This is a genomic window from Micromonospora sp. WMMD1076 (genome assembly GCF_029581475.1).
In the GTDB taxonomy this organism is placed as follows: Bacteria; Actinomycetota; Actinomycetes; order Mycobacteriales; family Micromonosporaceae; genus Micromonospora; species Micromonospora aurantiaca.
In genome coordinates, this window is sequence record NZ_CP120862.1 from 2,278,922 (window position 1) to 2,294,659 (window position 15,738).

The 15,738-nt window shown below is 73.3% G+C and carries 20 protein-coding genes; 15 read left to right on the forward strand and 5 right to left on the reverse strand.

The annotated features are described in order from the left end of the window. Window positions 1–37: 37 nt before the first annotated feature. Window positions 38–313 (forward strand): Uma2 family endonuclease, encoded by a 276-nt coding sequence (locus O7622_RS11155; RefSeq protein ID WP_282313281.1) that lies wholly within the window; start codon window positions 38–40, stop codon window positions 311–313. Between the two features lie 10 nt (window positions 314–323). After that, window positions 324–1,403, forward strand: a complete 1,080-nt coding sequence (locus O7622_RS11160; protein WP_282313282.1) for an amidohydrolase family protein — start codon at window positions 324–326, stop codon at window positions 1,401–1,403. 18 nt (window positions 1,404–1,421) lie between these two features. Here the strand turns inward: O7622_RS11160 and O7622_RS11165 are convergent, their stop codons facing one another. Further along, window positions 1,422–1,997, reverse strand: coding sequence for a TetR family transcriptional regulator (locus tag O7622_RS11165; protein ID WP_282313283.1), 576 nt, complete (start codon window positions 1,995–1,997; stop codon window positions 1,422–1,424). 92 nt (window positions 1,998–2,089) lie between these two features. Here O7622_RS11165 and proS point away from each other — a divergent pair, with 92 nt between their 5' ends. The 12 genes from proS (at window position 2,090) to O7622_RS11225 (ending at window position 10,422) form a co-directional block, all read left to right on the forward strand. Beyond that, window positions 2,090–3,505, forward strand: coding sequence for a proline--tRNA ligase (gene proS / locus O7622_RS11170; protein ID WP_282313284.1), 1,416 nt, complete (start codon window positions 2,090–2,092; stop codon window positions 3,503–3,505). A gap of 75 nt (window positions 3,506–3,580) precedes the next feature. After that, window positions 3,581–4,228 (forward strand): DUF402 domain-containing protein, encoded by a 648-nt coding sequence (locus O7622_RS11175; protein ID WP_282314105.1) that lies wholly within the window; start codon window positions 3,581–3,583, stop codon window positions 4,226–4,228. 242 nt (window positions 4,229–4,470) lie between these two features. Beyond that, window positions 4,471–4,917, forward strand: coding sequence for a 30S ribosomal protein S16 (rpsP, locus tag O7622_RS11180; protein ID WP_282313285.1), 447 nt, complete (start codon window positions 4,471–4,473; stop codon window positions 4,915–4,917). Beyond that, a complete protein-coding gene (locus O7622_RS11185) occupies window positions 4,892–5,152 on the forward strand; it encodes an RNA-binding protein (protein ID WP_026268109.1) in 261 nt (86 codons plus the stop codon). The genes rpsP and O7622_RS11185 overlap by 26 nt, the downstream gene beginning before the upstream one ends. Continuing rightward, window positions 5,152–5,691 carry a ribosome maturation factor RimM gene (gene rimM / locus O7622_RS11190; protein WP_282313286.1) on the forward strand — a complete coding sequence of 180 codons (540 nt, stop codon included), beginning with the start codon at window positions 5,152–5,154 and terminating at the stop codon, window positions 5,689–5,691. The genes O7622_RS11185 and rimM overlap by 1 nt, the downstream gene beginning before the upstream one ends. A 13-nt stretch (window positions 5,692–5,704) precedes the next feature. Continuing rightward, window positions 5,705–6,493: a tRNA (guanosine(37)-N1)-methyltransferase TrmD gene (gene trmD, locus O7622_RS11195; protein WP_282313287.1), complete on the forward strand. Its 789-nt coding sequence runs from the start codon at window positions 5,705–5,707 to the stop codon at window positions 6,491–6,493. Between the two features lie 143 nt (window positions 6,494–6,636). Then, window positions 6,637–6,996 (forward strand): 50S ribosomal protein L19, encoded by a 360-nt coding sequence (rplS, locus tag O7622_RS11200; protein ID WP_013284591.1) that lies wholly within the window; start codon window positions 6,637–6,639, stop codon window positions 6,994–6,996. A 168-nt stretch (window positions 6,997–7,164) separates the two neighbouring features. Further along, the gene (gene lepB / locus O7622_RS11205) at window positions 7,165–8,046 is read left to right on the forward strand and encodes a signal peptidase I (RefSeq protein ID WP_282313288.1); all 882 of its coding nucleotides are present in this window, start codon (window positions 7,165–7,167) and stop codon (window positions 8,044–8,046) included. Next, on the forward strand, window positions 8,043–8,675 hold the full coding sequence (gene lepB, locus O7622_RS11210) for a signal peptidase I (RefSeq protein WP_120571172.1): 633 nt from the start codon (window positions 8,043–8,045) through the stop codon (window positions 8,673–8,675). Before lepB (O7622_RS11205) ends, lepB (O7622_RS11210) begins: the two co-directional genes overlap by 4 nt. A 90-nt stretch (window positions 8,676–8,765) precedes the next feature. Further along, window positions 8,766–9,233, forward strand: a complete 468-nt coding sequence (locus O7622_RS11215; protein WP_282313289.1) for an NUDIX domain-containing protein — start codon at window positions 8,766–8,768, stop codon at window positions 9,231–9,233. Next, a complete protein-coding gene (locus tag O7622_RS11220) occupies window positions 9,227–10,102 on the forward strand; it encodes a ribonuclease HII (protein ID WP_282313290.1) in 876 nt (291 codons plus the stop codon). Before O7622_RS11215 ends, O7622_RS11220 begins: the two co-directional genes overlap by 7 nt. Next, window positions 10,099–10,422: a DUF2469 domain-containing protein gene (locus tag O7622_RS11225; RefSeq protein WP_011905215.1), complete on the forward strand. Its 324-nt coding sequence runs from the start codon at window positions 10,099–10,101 to the stop codon at window positions 10,420–10,422. Before O7622_RS11220 ends, O7622_RS11225 begins: the two co-directional genes overlap by 4 nt. Window positions 10,423–10,447: 25 nt before the next feature. Here the strand turns inward: O7622_RS11225 and O7622_RS11230 are convergent, their stop codons facing one another. Beyond that, entirely contained in the window at window positions 10,448–11,554 is a 1,107-nt protein-coding gene (locus O7622_RS11230) for a sulfite oxidase (RefSeq protein WP_282313291.1), read from the reverse strand. Continuing rightward, a complete protein-coding gene (locus O7622_RS11235; protein WP_282313292.1) occupies window positions 11,551–12,210 on the reverse strand; it encodes a class I SAM-dependent methyltransferase in 660 nt (219 codons plus the stop codon). Before O7622_RS11235 ends, O7622_RS11230 begins: the two co-directional genes overlap by 4 nt. A gap of 230 nt (window positions 12,211–12,440) precedes the next feature. Between O7622_RS11235 and O7622_RS11240 the strand changes: the two genes are divergently transcribed. Continuing rightward, window positions 12,441–13,058 (forward strand): M23 family metallopeptidase, encoded by a 618-nt coding sequence (locus tag O7622_RS11240; protein WP_282314106.1) that lies wholly within the window; start codon window positions 12,441–12,443, stop codon window positions 13,056–13,058. A gap of 39 nt (window positions 13,059–13,097) precedes the next feature. Here the strand turns inward: O7622_RS11240 and O7622_RS11245 are convergent, their stop codons facing one another. Both O7622_RS11245 and O7622_RS11250 read right to left on the reverse strand, forming a co-directional pair. After that, window positions 13,098–14,279 (reverse strand): aminotransferase class V-fold PLP-dependent enzyme, encoded by a 1,182-nt coding sequence (locus O7622_RS11245; RefSeq protein WP_282313293.1) that lies wholly within the window; start codon window positions 14,277–14,279, stop codon window positions 13,098–13,100. A gap of 89 nt (window positions 14,280–14,368) precedes the next feature. After that, entirely contained in the window at window positions 14,369–15,373 is a 1,005-nt protein-coding gene (locus O7622_RS11250) for a tyrosine recombinase XerC (RefSeq protein ID WP_282314107.1), read from the reverse strand. Window positions 15,374–15,738 lie beyond the last annotated feature (365 nt).

The window sequence follows — 15,738 nt, forward strand, 5'->3', positions numbered from 1 at the left end:
TCTCTTAAAGTGATGTCGCCCCCTGGAGGGAGATATCATGACCGCGGCCCCGATTCTGCGGGAGCGGCACGAGTGGACGGTCGACGACCTGGGCGAGCTGCCCAAGGACCTTCCGTACGAACTGATCAACGGAAGGTTGATCGTGCCGTCGCCCACTCTGCTGCACCAGGACATGTGCGTCCGTCTCCTGCTCGCGTTGGAGGTCAACTGCCCGAAGGAGTATCAGGTCGGGATCGATCTGTCGATGCGGGTCGACCACCGTAACGAGCCCCGGCCGGACGTCGCTCGCCGGCGGGAAGGACTGATCGGGTAGGACTGTGCACATGGCTCTGCACGTGCGCGGTGTGTTCCTTCCCGACGACGAGGTCCGGGACGTCTGGCTGGTCGGCGACCGGGTCACCTTCGAACCGGTGCCCGGCGCCGAGACGGTGGCCGACGGCGGCTTCGTGCTGCCCGGCCTGACCGACGCGCACTGCCACATCGGCATCGCCCGCGGCGGCAGCCCGATCACCTCCCTCGACCAGGCGCGGGACCTGGCCCGGATCGACCGGGACGCCGGCGTGCTGGCGATCCGGGACGCCGGGTCGCCGTACCCGTACCCCGAACTGGAGGACGAGCCGGACCTGCCGCGACTGGCCCGCGCGGGCCGGCACGTCGCGCCGCCGAAGCGCTACCTGCGCGACATCGGCGTGGAGGTCGGCGCGGCGGAGGTCGCCGCGACGGTGGCCGCGCAGGCAGCGGCCGGCAACGGCTGGGTCAAGCTGGTCGGCGACTGGATCGACAGGGGCGTCGGCGATCTGGCGCCGGCCTGGGACGCCGACACGATGACCGCTGCGGTCGCCGCCGCGCACGCCGCCGGGGTACGCGCCGCGGTGCACACGTTCTCCGAGTCGGCCGTGGAGATCATGGTGCGGGCCGGTGTGGACTCGGTGGAGCACGGCACCGGGTTGAGCCTCGACCTGATCGACCTGATGGCCCGGCAGGGCACCGCGCTGGTCCCCACGATGATCAACATCCGGACGTTCGGCCACATCGCCGAGCAGGCCCGCGCGAAGTTCCCCGGGTACGCCGACCACATGCTCGCCCTGCGCGACCGCTTCCCCGAGGTGGTGCGCGCCGCGCACGAGGCGGGCGTACCGATCTACGTCGGCACCGACGCGGGCGGCGGCATCGACCACGGCCTCGCGGCCGAGGAGATGCTGCTGCTGCACGAGCAGGCCGGCATGTCCGCCCCGGACGTGCTCGCAGCCGCCTCCTGGCGGGCCCGCGAGTGGCTCGGCTTCCCCGGACTGGTCGAGGGCGGCCTCGCCGACCTGGTGGTCTACCCCGAGGACCCGCGCCGCGACCTGCGCGTGGTCCGGGCGCCCAGCCGGATCGTGCTGCGCGGCCGGGTCGTCCGCTGACCGGCCGCCGCGTCGGCCCTAGCGGGCCGTCGCCGCCATCAGGAACAGGCGCACGGCCAGATCGGCCAGCCGGTCGGCGGTCTCGTCGACCGGGCCGCCGGGCAGCACGATGTGGCTCACCACCAGGCGTACGACGCTGTCCGCCGCGAACGCCAGGGCGGCCGGATCGGCGTCCGGCAGGCGTTCACCGGTCCACTCCAGCAGCGCCGCCGTGGCTTCGACGAGCACCAGCTCGGACCGGGTGGTCAGGTACGGCAGCAGCTCCTCCGAGCCGCCCCGGGTGCTGGTCAGCACCGCCCGCACCAGCGGGTTCTCGGCGGCCGAGGCGAGCGTGCGGTGGATCGCCGCGTACGCGGCCGCGCGGACGTCGGAGTCGTGCTCGTCGAGCGCGGACCGGACCTGGCCGACGAACCGGTCCACCTCGTGCCGGGCCAGCGCCTCGCCCAGGCCCGCCTTGGTGCCGAACTCGTTGTAGACCGTCTGCCGGCTCACCCCTGCGGCGGCGGCCACCGCGCCCACCCGTACGCGGTCCCACCCGTGGGCCACGGTCTGCGCCCGGGCGGCCTCCACGATCGCGTCCCGTGTCTCACCCATAGCCATCGAAGTCTACGGCCGCGCCCTGCGACACGGCGCGGCCCGGCTCCCCGGCGCACCCGCGCCCCGCGCGGCGAATAGGATGTGTGGTCATGGCTCGCGTGCTCACTCCCCGTGCGGAGGACTTTCCCCGCTGGTACCAGGACCTGATCGCCAAGGCGAAGCTGGCCGACAACGGCCCGGTCCGGGGGACCATGGTCATCCGACCGGCCGGCTACGCCATCTGGGAGCGGATGCAGGCCGAGATGGACGCCCGGATCAAGGCGGCCGGCGCGGAGAACGCGTACTTCCCGCTGTTCATCCCGGAGAGCTACCTCAAGCGGGAGGCCGAGCACGTCGAGGGCTTCTCGCCGGAGCTGGCAGTCGTCACGCACGGTGGTGGCAAGCAGCTCGCCGAGCCGGTGGTGGTGCGCCCCACGAGCGAGACGGTCATCGGCGAGTTCATGGCCAAGTGGATCGACTCGTACCGCGACCTGCCGCTGCTGCTCAACCAGTGGGCGAACGTGGTCCGGTGGGAGCTGCGCCCGCGGATCTTCCTGCGCACCAGCGAGTTCCTCTGGCAGGAGGGGCACACGGCGCACGCCACCCGCTCCGACGCCCGCGCCTACGCCCGGCGGATCCTGCACGAGGCGTACGAGGACCTGATGGTCAACGTGCTCGGCATCCCGGTGGTGGTCGGCCTGAAGACCGCCCGGGAGCGCTTCGCCGGCGCCACCGCCACGTACACATGCGAGGGCATGATGGGCGACGGCAAGGCGCTCCAGCTGGGCACCAGCCACGAGTTGGGCCAGAACTTCGCCAAGGCGTTCGACATCAGCTACTCCTCGGCCGAGGGCGGCCGGGAGCACGCGTGGACCACCTCCTGGGGCACCTCCACCCGGATGCTCGGCGGCCTGATCATGTGCCACGGCGACGACAACGGGCTGCGGGTGCCGCCGAAGCTGGCGCCGGTCCAGGCGTACGTGATGATCGTCAAGGACGGCGAGGGCCCTGGCGGTCCTGCCGAGGCGGCACAAAAGCTCTATGACGCGCTGCGTGACGCCGGGGTGCGGGTGGCGCTGGACGACCGGACCGACACCGCGTTCGGCCGCCGTGCCGTCGACGCCGAGCTGCGCGGCTACCCGGTACGCGTCGAGGTCGGCCCGCGTGACCTGGCCGCCGGCAACGCGGTGGTGGTCCGGCGTACGGACGGCTCGAAGGCCCCGACGCCGGTGGCCGACGTGGTCGGCGCGGTCCTGGCCGCGCTGGAGGCCGACCAGCAGGCGCTGCACGACCAGGCGCTGGAGTTCCGCCGGTCCCGGACCGTCGAGGTGTCGACGCTGGCCGAGGCGATCGAGGCGTCCGCCACCGGCTGGGCGCGGGTGCCGTGGTCGGCGGTCGGCGTCGAGGGCGAGGCCGAGGCGAACGGCCAGGGCGTGACGGTCCGCTGCCTGGTGCGCGCCGACGGCTCGGTGCCGGACTCGGAGGACGAGCCCGACCTGGTGGCGATCCTCGCCCGCGCCTACTGAGATGTAAGGAAGGGCCCCTTCTTAACGCATTCCGCAGAGGAGGGGCCCCTTGTTAACACGACGGCGGGGGTGAGCGTGCGGTTCGAGCCGGGGCGGCTGATCATGCACCGGAACGTGCGCAACGGCCGGATCGGCTGGGTCCGGTCGGCCCGGGTGGTCTCCGACGACGAGCGCGGCCTGGTGCTCTGGGTGGCGCGCGAGGCGCCCGTCGCGCACGAGGTGAACGCCGCCGGCCTGGGCATGCGGGCCGTGCCGTTCGCGGAGTGGGTGACGTCGTCCTACCGGCTCGCGCAGGGGCTGTGGAACGGCCCGCCGGTGCTGAAGTTCCTGCCCGCAGGCGCGGCCCACTCGGTCTGGTGGTTCCGCGACGCCGCCGGCCGCTTCCAGAACTGGTACGTCAACCTGGAGGAGCCCGGCGTCCGCTGGGACGACGGCACGGTGGCCGGGGTCGACATGATCGACCAGGATCTCGACGTGGTGGTCCGCCCGGACCTGAGCTGGGAGTGGAAGGACGAGGACGAGTTCGTCGAGCGGCTGGCGTTCCCGGCGCACTACTGGGTGGCCGACGAGAAGGCGGTACGCGCCGAGGGCGAGCGGGTGATCCGGATCGCCGAGGCGGGCGAGTTCCCGTTCGACGGCACCTGGTGCGACTTCACCCCGCCCACGGAATGGGACGTACCGGTCGAACTGCCGCCGGGCTGGGACCGTCCGCCGGTGCGCTGAACCGGTGTCCTGCGTCACGGCCCGGACCGCCCCGGGCGTGGTGTCCGGGTCCGGTGTGAGAGTTCGGGGCTGGATCTGGCAGAATGGTTCGCTGGTATCCGGCGCGCGTCCGGCGCCCTCTAACCCGGGCGCGTCGCCAGTTCACCGAGCAGTCTCCGGCCCAAACCCCACTGTGCCGGTCGGCGCTCACCCGCCACACCGCCCGTACGGGCCGGTGAGATCGCAACAGGAGCGAAACAACTGTGGCCGTAAAGATCCGGCTCCTGCGGATGGGCAAGATCCGCAACCCGCAGTACCGCATCGTCATCGCCGACTCGCGCACCAAGCGTGACGGTCGTGCGATCGAGTTCGTCGGTGTGTACCAGCCGAAGGAAGACCCTTCGGTGATCGAGGTCAAGTCGGAGCGGGTCCAGTACTGGCTCTCGGTCGGCGCCCAGCCGAGCGAGGCCGTGCAGCGCCTGCTGGAGCTGACCGGTGACTGGCAGAAGTTCAAGGGCCTGCCGGCCCCGCCGCCGCTGAAGGTCGCCCCCGAGCGGGCCGACCGCAAGGCGGCGTACGAGGCCGAGGCGAAGGCCGCCGCCGGCGTGGCGGACACCCCGGCGAAGCCGGCCAAGAAGGCCGCCAAGCCGGAGGCCGAGGCTCCCAAGGCCGAGGAGCAGACCGGTGCCGAGTCCGGCGAGCAGGCCTGACATGCCGCTGCGTCCCGCTCTGGAGCACCTGGTCAAGGGCATCGTCGACCACCCGGACGACGTCCGGGTGCGCATGGTCGACTCCCGTCGGGGCAAGCGCCTCGAAGTCCGCGTGCACCCCGAGGACCTCGGCACGGTGATCGGGCGGTCCGGCCGGACCGCCAAGGCGCTGCGCCAGGTGATCGGCTCCATCGGCGGGCGTGGGGTACGCGTCGACATCGTCGACTCGTACTGATGCTTCTCGTCGTCGGCCGGATCGGTAAGCCGCACGGCATCCGCGGTGAGGTCACCGTGGAGGTGCGTACCGACGAGCCCGAAGCACGGTTCGCCCCCGGTTCGGTGTTGACCACCGAGCCGGGGGTCACCCCGTCGGAGCCCGGCGCCTGGCGGGTGCCCCCGACGCTCACAGTCGAGTCGGCCCGCTGGCATCAGGGCCGTCTCCTCGTCGCCTTCGAGGGCGTGCTGGAGCGCGACGTCGCCGAGGCGCTGCGCAACACGCTGCTCGGCGTGGACAGCGCCGACGTCGCCCCGCCGGAGGACCCGGAGGAGTTCCACGACCACCAGCTGGTCGGGCTCACAGTGGTCACGCGGGACGGCGAGCACGTGGGCGAGGTGACCCGCATCGACCACGCGCCCGCGTCCGACATGCTGGTGCTGCGGCGCCCCGAGGGGCGTACCGCGCTGGTCCCGTTCGTCAAGGCGATCGTGCCCGAGGTGGATCTGGCTGGCGGTCGCGTCGTCGTCGACCTGCCCGGCGGCCTGCTCGACCTCTAGCTGGAGCCACCGCATGCGCGTCGACATCGTGTCGATCTTCCCCGAGTACTTCGCCCCGCTGGACCTGTCGCTCATCGGCAAGGCCCGCGCGAACGGCACGCTGCGGCTGGCCGTACACGATCTGCGGACCTGGACCCACGACGTGCACCGCACCGTCGACGACACGCCCTACGGCGGCGGCCCGGGCATGGTCATGCGGCCGGAGCCGTGGGGTGAGGCGCTGGACGCGCTGGCGCCCGGCGAGCTGAGCCCGGACGGGCACACGCTGCCCCGGCTGCTCGTGCCGTCGCCCGCGGGCGTCCCGTTCACCCAGGCCCTGGCGCACGAGCTGGCCGCCGAGTCGCACCTGCTGTTCGCCTGCGGCCGGTACGAGGGCATCGACCAGCGGGTGCTGGACCACGCGGCGACCCGGATGCCGGTGACCGAGGTCTCCCTCGGCGACTACGTGCTGTTCGGCGGCGAGGTGGCCGTGCTGGTGATCCTGGAGGCGGTCACCCGGCTGCTGCCCGGCGTGCTCGGCAACGCCGGGTCGCTGGACGAGGAGTCGCACGCGCACGGGCTGCTGGAGGCCCCGCTCTACACGAAGCCGGCGAGCTGGCGCGGGCTGGACGTGCCCGAGGTGCTGCGCTCCGGCGACCACGCCCGGATCGACCGCTGGCGGCGGGACGAGTCGCTGCTGCGGACGGCGGCCCGGCGTCCCGACATGATCGGCGCGCTGGCGCCGGAGACGCTCGACGAGCGGGACCGGGCGACGCTGGGCCGGGGCGGATTTTCCTCGCCACCGGGGCATGTGGCAAAGTAGAGGGGTTGCCGCATCCGTCCACGCCGTGGGCGGTTGCGAGGACCCTCGACCGGGGCTGGTCTCGCCGGTCACCACCCGGGGGTCAGAATCACCCATCCGCGCATCGACTGACGATGCGCCGTGAGCCTCACGAGGACGCAGCGATGAACATCCTGGACGCCCTTGACGCCCAGTCGAAGCGTACCGACCTGCCCGACTTCCGTGCCGGTGACACCGTCAAGGTGCACGCGCGGGTCGTCGAGGGCAACCGGTCCCGGGTCCAGATCTTCCAGGGCGTCGTCATCCGCCGCCAGGGTGACGGTCTGCGCGAGACCTTCTCGGTCCGCAAGGTCAGCTTCGGCGTCGGCGTGGAGCGGACCTACCCGCTCAACGGCCCGGGCATCGACCGGATCGAGGTCGTGACCCGCGGTGACGTCCGTCGCGCCAAGCTCTACTACCTGCGTGAGCTGCGCGGCAAGAAGGCCAAGATCAAGGAGCTGCGGGAGAAGCAGCCGGCGAACTGAATCCCGTACGCCACGCCGCCCGAGCTGCGCGGATGTCGTATCGACCAGACCGCACTACCCTGGTCGGTACGGGCGCAGCCGGACGGTGCGAAGCGGTCCACTACCGCCCGTGGGGTCTCCGAGGGGACTTCCGGGCGGTAGTGGCGTTTCCGCGGACCGGAGAGTGGCATGGTGCAGATGGTTGACGAGGACGGCGCCGTCGATCCCTGGCGCCGGCGGGCCCGCCGTCGCCGCCAGATGCCGCTCTGGCAGGAACTGCCGCTGCTGCTGATCGTGGCGTTCTGCCTCGCCGTGCTGATCCGCACGTTCCTGCTCCAGGCGTTCTTCATCCCCTCCGGGTCGATGGAGGACACGCTGCTCGTCGGCGACCGGGTGCTCGTCAACAAGGTCGTCTACGACGTCCGCGACCCGGTCCGCGGCGAGGTGGTGGTGTTCCGGGGCACCGACCGCTGGGTCGCCCAGGAGGCGCCCGCGCCGCCGGCCAACTTCGCCGGCCGGGTCGGCCGTACGCTCGGTGACCTGGTCGGCGTCAGCCGTCCCGGCGAGAAGGACTTCATCAAGCGCGTCATCGGGGTGCCGGGCGACAAGGTCTGGTGCTGCGACGACGGCCGGGTGGTGGTCAACGGGGTGCCGCTGGACGAGACGGCGTACGTCTCCGAGGACTCCCCGGTCGAGCTGCCGCCCAATCCGAAGGAGTGCCGGTCCCGGCAGTTCACCGAGGTGGTGGTGCCGCCGGGGCAGATCTTCGTGATGGGTGACCACCGGCTCGTCTCGCAGGACGCCCGATGTCAGGGGCCGGTGCCGATCGAGAACGTGGTCGGCCGCGCCTTCATGATCGTCTGGCCGTCGCAGCGGTGGACCGGTCTGCCCGTACCGGAGACGTTCACGAGCGTGCCGCGCGCGGACGCCGCGCCCGCGGCGGGGCCGGTGCCGGTGGATCCCGACCCGGTCGGCGGCGTCGTCCTGATCCTCCCGCTCGCGGCGACGCTCACCGTTCTGGCGGGTTCGGGGCGACCGCGCCGCACCCGGCGACGTAGGCTCCTCCCGTGATCGACGAGCAGACCGAGAAGCCCCGCAGCTCCTTCTGGAAGGAGCTGCCCATCCTCCTTGGCGTGGCGATCCTGGTCGCGGTGCTGGTGCGTGCCTTCGTGCTGCAGACCTTCTTCATCCCGTCGCCGTCCATGGAGAACACCCTCAAGATCGACGATCGGGTGCTTGTCAACAAGCTGGTCTACGACTTCCGCTCGCCGCACCGGGGCGAGGTGATCGTCTTCAAGGCGCCCACCGAGTGGAGCGGCAACCCCGACGGTGAGGACTTCATCAAGCGGGTGATCGGCGTCGGCGGCGATCACGTCGTCTGCTGCGACCGCACCGGCGGCCAGGAGCGTCTGGTCATCAACGGCAAGCCGATCGACGAGCCGTTCATCTTCCCCGGCAACAAGCCCGCCGACCAGGACTTCGACGTCACAGTGCCGAAGGGGCGCCTGTGGGTCATGGGTGACCACCGGGAGGCGTCCGGCGACTCGCTGGAACACTGGCAGCAGTCGGGCGAGGACATCAACGTCGCCACCATTCCCGAGGGCGAGGTCGTCGGCCGGGCCTTCACCATCTTCTGGCCGGTCAGCCGTGCGACCTGGCTCAGCGTCCCCGAGCAGTTCGACGGGATCCCCAATCCCTGAGCCGGCCCGCGCCACGCTCCGGCACGCCTGCCACGCCTCGGCGGCGGGAGGGCGTGGTGGTTCGTCGCAGGCGTCTGGCAGGCTGGTGCGGTGACCGTCTACACCCCTCGTCGCGCGGCCCGGGTGCTGCTGGTCGACGCGTCCGACCGGGTGCTGCTCTTCGAGGGCAGTGATCCGGCCCGGCCGGGTCACCGCTACTGGTTCACCCCCGGCGGCGGGCTCGACCCGGGGGAGTCCCCGGTCGACGGCGCCGCCCGGGAGCTGGCCGAGGAGACCGGCCTGCGGCTGGCCCCGGCCGAGCTGGGCGCGCCGGTCTGGTCGGAGACCGTCGAGTTCCCGTTCGACGGCGTCTGGTACCGCCAGGACCAGCAGTTCTACCTGGTCCGGGTGACGGGCTGGGACGTCGACACGACCGGCTTCAACGACGTCGAACGGGCGAGCGTGCACGGGCACCGCTGGTGGCCGGTCGCCGAGCTGGCCGCCTCCGCCGAGCGCTACTACCCGCCGGACCTGCCCGGCCGGCTCGGCGCCGTGCTGGCGGGAGGCGTCGCATGCTGACCCCGCCGCGCACCGTGGTCCGCCGCGACGGCGGCCTCTACGCGCTGGAGCGCGCCCTGCAACGGCGTGGCTTCCGGCACGTGGCGGGTGCCGACGAGGCCGGTCGGGGCGCCTGCGCCGGGCCGCTCGTGGCGGCCGCCGCGATCCTGCCCGAGGGCCGGCGCGGCGAGATCGACGAGCTGGCCGACTCGAAGCTGCTCACCCCCGCCGCCCGCGAGCGCGTCCACGACGAGGTGGTGGCACGGGCCCTGGCGTACGCCGTGGTGGTCATCCCGGCCGAGGAGGTCGACGCCCGCGGGCTGCACGTGTGCAACCTCGCCGCGATGCGCCGGGCGCTCGCCTCGCTCACCACCCGCCCCGAGTACGTGCTGACCGACGGCTTCGGCGTCGACGGGCTGGACGTGCCGGGCCTGGCGGTCTGGAAGGGCGACCGGGTGGCCGCGTGTGTGGCGGCGGCGAGCGTGCTGGCCAAGGTCACCCGGGACCGGATCATGGTGGAGCTGGACGGGCGGTTCCCCGGCTACGGCTTCGCCGAGCACAAGGGCTATATCACCGCCGAGCACAGCGCCGCGCTGCGCGCGCTCGGGCCCTGCCGGGAACACCGCTTCTCGTACGTGAACGTGGCCGCCGTCTCCGGACGGGACGGCCGGCCTCCCCGCGCCCGCCGCCCGGCGGGCGCCGACGCGGCCCCGCCCGAGCCCGCGGCCGGGCTGCCGGGTCTCGGGCCCGGAGCGTTCGCCGGCCGCCCGGACGAGCCGATGGGGCACTGCGGCGCGTCAGGGGGTACCGTCGGCGTGGCGTTGGGCGAGCAGCCGCGACCTCCGGCGTCGGTGGGGGAAGATGTGGTCATGGAAGGCGGAGTGCGATGAGCGCGGAAGATCTCGAGAAGTACGAGACCGAGATGGAGCTGCAGCTCTACCGGGAGTACCGGGACATCGTCCGCCAGTTCTCCTACGTGGTGGAGACCGAGCGCCGTTTCTACCTGGCCAACCAGGTCGACCTGCACGTGCGCAACTCCGACGGCGAGGTCTACTTCGAGGTCGAGATGCACGACGCCTGGGTGTGGGACATGTACCGCCCTGCCCGTTTCGTCAAGAATGTTCGAGTGATGACGTTCAAGGACGTCAATGTGGAAGAGCTCGAAAAGCCCGACATCTCGCTTCCCGCAGATTCCGGATTCGGGAGCTGACCGAGGGCGGCTGGACGCCCCCGGATCACTCCGCCGGCACGCCCACCTCGACCCGCTGCACCAGGTTGTTCGCGAACCCGCCCCGGTTCCACGGCTGCTCGACCGGCTGGGTACGCCCCGACCCGTCGGTCGCCCGGGCGCCGAGCACGTACCGCCCCGGCGTCGCCGTCCAGCTGACCGACCACCGGCGCCACGCCCACTCGCCACCGGCCGGCTCGTCCAGGACCGCCGGTGTCCACGTCTCGCCGCCGTCCACCGTCACCTCGACCGAGGTCACCGGCGCGTGGCCGGACCAGGCCCGGCCGTCCAGAGTGCACGGCCCCGGCCGCAGCACCCGGGTGCGGGACATGAAGTCCGGGAACCCGGGTGGACGCACCAGCGCACGCGGCTCGATCCGGGTCACCGGCACACCCGGGTCGCCGGCGTCGCGCCGCAGCCGGTAGGCCACCGCGTTCTGGTAGCCGTCGAACGGCTCGGTCGTCACAGTGATGTCGCGCAGCCACTTCACGTGCGCCATGCCGTACCAGCCGGGCACGATCACACGCAGCGGCGCGCCGTGCTGCGGCAGCAGGGGAACGCCGTTCATCTCGTACGCCAGCAGCACCTCCTCGCGCAGCGCGTCGGCCACCGGCAGCGCCCGCTGGTAGTCCTGCTCGACGCCGCGCTCCACCCCGTGGTCCGCGCCGGTGAACACCACGTCCACCGCGTCGCCGGACAGGCCGGCCTCGCGCAGCAGCGGCGCCAGCGGCGTACCGGTCCACTCGGCGTTGCCCACCGCCTCCACCAGCCAGGGCTGGCTCACCGGCCGGGGACGCAGCAGCGCCCGGCCGTTGCCCGCGCACTCCAGCGTCACGCCGTGCGTCACTCGGGGCCGGTCGCGCAGCGCCGCCAGGTCCACCCGCAGTGGACGCTCGACCGCACCGGACACGCTCAGCGCGTACGCGGCCGGGTCGACGTCCGGGATGTCGTAGTGGATGAGCAGGTAGTGCAGACCTGCCGGGGTCACGTCGTACCGCAGCGCCTCCAGCGGGATCCCGTGGTTACGCGCGGCGAGCTGAAGCTCCTCGACGCTGATCGCCTCGTCCGGCCCGGCCACCCGCGAGGGCCGGCTGACATCGTCCACTGTGGTCATGGCCGCTCCGTCCGCTCCAGCACGTCGTAGCCCACGAACTCGAACATCCGCGCCCCGGGCGCCAGCGGGCGGGGCGTGCCGGTGAACCGGTGCGCGCCGACGCCCACACCGTCGGCCGGGCTGTTCGCCGCGACCAGCTCGAAGCCCTCCTCGGCGAACCACTCGCAGATGACCGGCACCAGGTCCGGCTCGCGCCGGTGCCGCGTCCACAGCACCGTGCCGCCGGTGGCGCAGAGCGAGGCGCAGTGCCGCACAGTGGCCCGGATGTCGTCGTCGCTGATGTTGCCGAAGATGCCGCAGACCAGCACCAGATCCGCCGGGGCCAGGTCGGCGCAGCTGTCGGTCAGCGAGGCGTCCCCGGTCACCACCTCCACGCCGGTGAGCCCGGTGTCGGCGGCGGCGCGGCGCGCCAGATCGGCGTTGCGCGGATCCAGCTCGACCAGGCGGGCGGTCACGTCGCCGCCCCGGCGATGGTCGGCCAGCACCGGGATCAGGTCGCGGCCCTGTCCCGCGCACAGACTCAGCGCGCGCAGCGGACCGGGCGGCGCCGCGTCCAGCGCCGCGGAGACACGCTGCCGCACCTCGTCGAGCCGTCGGGCCAGTGCGGACTCGGGCTGGTCGTAGTCGCTGTGCCAGGCGTACCAGTCCTTCGTCACCCGGCCAGCATAGGCGTCCGGGCCGTACCAGATCGGCCCCGATCTCGGGGCTCGTCCACAGTCGGGGCGTCGTCCACAGCGCGGTCGGGTCGGGTTCGCGGGACGGTGCTCGGGTGGGCAGGGTGTTCGGCGTGCGTTCCTCGATCTCTCACGCCGGCAGGGCCGTGCTGGTGGTGTTGTGTCTCGTCGCCTGCCTGCCGGGCACCTCCCCACCGTCCCGGGCCGGGACGCTGTCGTCCTCGGTCGGGCCGCCGTCGTCCCGGGCTCGCGTCCACTCGCTTGCGGCCGGGCCGTCGCCGGATGCTCCTGCGGGTGCGCCGGGTGGTCCCGCATCGGCGGGTGTCCCGCCCGCGAGCGTCCCGGCTCCTCGTGCTTCGGCGGCGGGACGCGAGGGTGCGTCCGGCGGACGGTTCCGGTGGCCGCTGCCGGGTGCGCCACGGGTGGTGCGTCGGTTCGACCCGCCGCCGCGGCCCTGGCTGTCCGGGCACCGGGGCGTCGACCTCGCCGCGGCACCCGGTACCCCGGTGCTGGCAGCCGGAGCCGGGACCGTCCTGTTCGCCGGCACCGTCGCCGGCCGGCCGGTGTTGACAGTCGGTCACTCCGACGGGCTGCGCACCACCTACGAACCGGTCCGATCGGGGCTCACCGCCGGTACCCCTGTGGACACCGGCACGCCGGTCGGCGAACTGCTCGCCGGGCACCAGGGCTGCGCCGAGGCGGCCTGCCTGCACTGGGGGCTGCGACGCGACGCGGAATACCTCGATCCGCTGGCCCTGCTCGGGCTCGGTCGCGTCCGGCTGCTGCCGCTGCACCCCGTCCCCGGCAGTCCCGCCGACGTCGCCGAGTGATCGGCGGCGGCGTCGGTGAGCGGTCGGCAGGCGCCCGGTTCAGCCCTGGGCGAGCAGCGTGGGCAGCCGGACGGCCAGCCGGTCGTACTCGTCGGGGGTGTTGTAGACCTGGCCGCACAACCGCAGGTAGCCGTGCCCGTTCCAGCCGGCGATCGACACCTCGGCGGAGAGGCGTTCGGCGATCCGGGTCCGCAGCTCCCGGGCCGCGTCCAGCGTCGTCGCGACACCGGGCGGCAGCGGCACGAGCCGCATGGCGACCGCCGGCCCGCCGGGGTCCGGCAGCCGCTCGGGCGCCACACCGAGCGCGTCCCCGACGACCCGTTGCCCGTACGCGGCCAGCGCCGCGTTGTGCGCGCGTACCCGGTCCACGCCGAGGCTGCGCAGCGCGAACAGGCCCACCGGGGCGGCCAGCCAGCCGGTGTAGTCGAGCGTCGCCTGCCACTCCACCCGGACCGGGAACCCGCTGTCCTGCTCCCACGAGACGACGAGCGGCTGGATCCTCTCCCGCCACTGCGGCGCCACCACGAGCACGGCGGTGCCCCGTGGCGCGTACGCCCACTTGTGCAGGTTGCCGACCCAGAAGTCGGCGCCGACCGAGGCGACGGTGGCCGGCAGCATGCCCGGCGCGTGCGCGGCGTCCACCAGCACCGGCACGCCCTGCTCCCGGGCCACCGCGACGACCGCCGCGACGGGGAACAGCCGGGCGGTCGGCGAGGTGAGCTGGTCCACGATCAGCAGCCTGGTACGTCCGGGGCGCAGCCCGGTGCGGACGATCTCGACCACCTCCTCGGCGGTGGCGGTCAGGGGCACCGGCAGGGTGCGGTGCGCCGCCCCGCTGCGGCCGCACTCGCGGGCGACCGACAGCGCCACCGCCCCGTACCCGTGGTCGGTGGTCACGATCTCGTCGCCCGGGCGCAGCGCCAGCGACTGCAACACCACGGCCGCCCCAGTGGTGGCGTTGCCGACGAGCGTGGTGCCGTCCGGGTCGGCGCCGAGGAACGTGGCCAGGTGCCGCCGGGCGTGGGCGATCCGGTCGACCAGACCCTGCGTGAAGAACCGCAGCGGGTTGGCCTCCATCTCGTCGCGCAGGCGCTGCTGGGCGCGTTGCACGGCGACCGGTACGGCGCCGAACGATCCGTGGTTGAGGTGACTGACGGAGGGATCGAGGGAGAAGAGCAGCCGAGCCCCGGGAATCGGCTCGGGCGGCTGCGGCACCGTCATCAATCGATCCTAGCCCGAGATGGATCATGCGCCGGCCGGATTCCGCCCGCTGACCGGGTCCACCGATGCTGCCCGCGTGCTTTCGGCGGTCAGGCGCGGGGGTGCGCCTGCCGGTACGCGGCGCGGAGCCGCTCCACCGAGACGTGCGTGTAGATCTGCGTGCTGGCGAGCGACGAGTGCCCCAGCAACTCCTGCACGGCGCGCAGGTCCGCGCCCCCTTCGAGCAGGTGCGTCGCGGCCGAGTGGCGCAGCCCGTGCGGCGTCACCCGCGGTATCCCGGCGGCACCGGCCCAGCCGGACACGATCCGTCGCGCGGTGGTCGGGTTGAGCCGTCCACCCCGCGCCCCGAGCAGAAGTGCCCGGCCCGAGCCCGGGGCCAGCAGGGCGGGCCGGCCGTCGCGCAGCCAGGCGTCAAGCGCCCGCTGGGCCGGCACCCCGTAGGGCACCGACCGCTCCCGCCCGCCCTTGCCCAGCACGCGTACCACCCGGCGGCCCTGGTCGACGTCGGTCACGTTGAGGCCGCACGCCTCGCTGATGCGTACCCCGGTGCCGTAGAGCAACTCCAGCAGCAACCGGTCGCGCAGCAGCACCGCGTCGGGCGGTCCGTCGCCCGCCGATTCGGCGGATGCCGGCTCGGCGACCGTTCCGTGGTCGCCTCCGAGCCCGGCGTGGTCGGGGTGGCCCGTCGAGCGGTCGGCCCCGGGCGGGCTCGGGCGCTGCCGCGACGGGGCCTCCACCAGAGCCGCGGCCTGGTCGGCCCGCAGCACGGTGGGCAGTTCCCGCCGCGCACGAGGGCTGGCCAGCGGCGCCGCCACGTCGTCGGCGAGCAGGCCGGTCCGGTGCGCCCAGGCGCTGAACGTCCGGGCCGCGGCCGCGCGCCGCGCCATCGTCGTCCGGGCCGCGCCCATGGTCCGTTGTTTCGCCAGCCAGCTGCGCACCACGGCGAGGTCCAGCTCCGCCAGTTCGGCGCAGCCCATCCGGACGGCGTGGTCCAGCAGCGACACGAGATCCGTCACGTACGCCCGGACGGTGTGGGCGGAGCGGTTGCGGACCCGCGACAGGTGGTCGGCGAAGTCATCCACCGCCTCGCGCATCGAGGCGGGCAGTTCCTCGTGCGCCTGCCGGGTGCCGCGCTGCCGCTTGCTCACCGCGGCGCCCAGTCCTGGCGCACGCGGTCGCGGCGGGGGAGGCGGCCAGCGATCACCGCCCCAGCGTAAGGCCGGAGCGCCGCCGTTCGCCGTGTCGCCGTCCCCACCGCTCGCCGTGCCGCCGGACGCCGTGCCGCCCTCGCCGTGCAGTCGCCTGGCCGCCGTGCCGCCCTCGCCGTGCAGTCGCCCGGCCGCCGTGCCGCCCCACCGTCCTGCCGTTCGCCGTGCCGGCCCGGCAGCCGGTCCGTCTTCGTGGTGTCGGCCCGTCGCCAGTGGGTCGTGCCGTCCGCCACTGCGGCCACGTCTTCCCG

Bases quoted from the DNA above. Each gene is read 5' to 3' on its own strand.
- O7622_RS11155 (WP_282313281.1), top strand. From the start codon at position 38: ATGACCGCGGCCCCGATTCTGCGGGAGCGGCACGAGTGGACGGTCGAC.
- O7622_RS11160 (WP_282313282.1), top strand. From the start codon at position 324: ATGGCTCTGCACGTGCGCGGTGTGTTCCTTCCCGACGACGAGGTCCGG.
- O7622_RS11165 (WP_282313283.1), bottom strand. From the start codon at position 1,997: ATGGGTGAGACACGGGACGCGATCGTGGAGGCCGCCCGGGCGCAGACC.
- proS (WP_282313284.1), top strand. From the start codon at position 2,090: ATGGCTCGCGTGCTCACTCCCCGTGCGGAGGACTTTCCCCGCTGGTAC.
- rimM (WP_282313286.1), top strand. From the start codon at position 5,152: ATGCTTCTCGTCGTCGGCCGGATCGGTAAGCCGCACGGCATCCGCGGT.
- trmD (WP_282313287.1), top strand. From the start codon at position 5,705: ATGCGCGTCGACATCGTGTCGATCTTCCCCGAGTACTTCGCCCCGCTG.
- rplS (WP_013284591.1), top strand. From the start codon at position 6,637: ATGAACATCCTGGACGCCCTTGACGCCCAGTCGAAGCGTACCGACCTG.
- lepB (WP_282313288.1), top strand. From the start codon at position 7,165: ATGGTGCAGATGGTTGACGAGGACGGCGCCGTCGATCCCTGGCGCCGG.
- O7622_RS11220 (WP_282313290.1), top strand. From the start codon at position 9,227: ATGCTGACCCCGCCGCGCACCGTGGTCCGCCGCGACGGCGGCCTCTAC.
- O7622_RS11225 (WP_011905215.1), top strand. From the start codon at position 10,099: ATGAGCGCGGAAGATCTCGAGAAGTACGAGACCGAGATGGAGCTGCAG.
- O7622_RS11230 (WP_282313291.1), bottom strand. From the start codon at position 11,554: ATGACCACAGTGGACGATGTCAGCCGGCCCTCGCGGGTGGCCGGGCCG.
- O7622_RS11245 (WP_282313293.1), bottom strand. From the start codon at position 14,279: ATGACGGTGCCGCAGCCGCCCGAGCCGATTCCCGGGGCTCGGCTGCTC.
- O7622_RS11250 (WP_282314107.1), bottom strand. From the start codon at position 15,373: ATGCGCGAGGCGGTGGATGACTTCGCCGACCACCTGTCGCGGGTCCGC.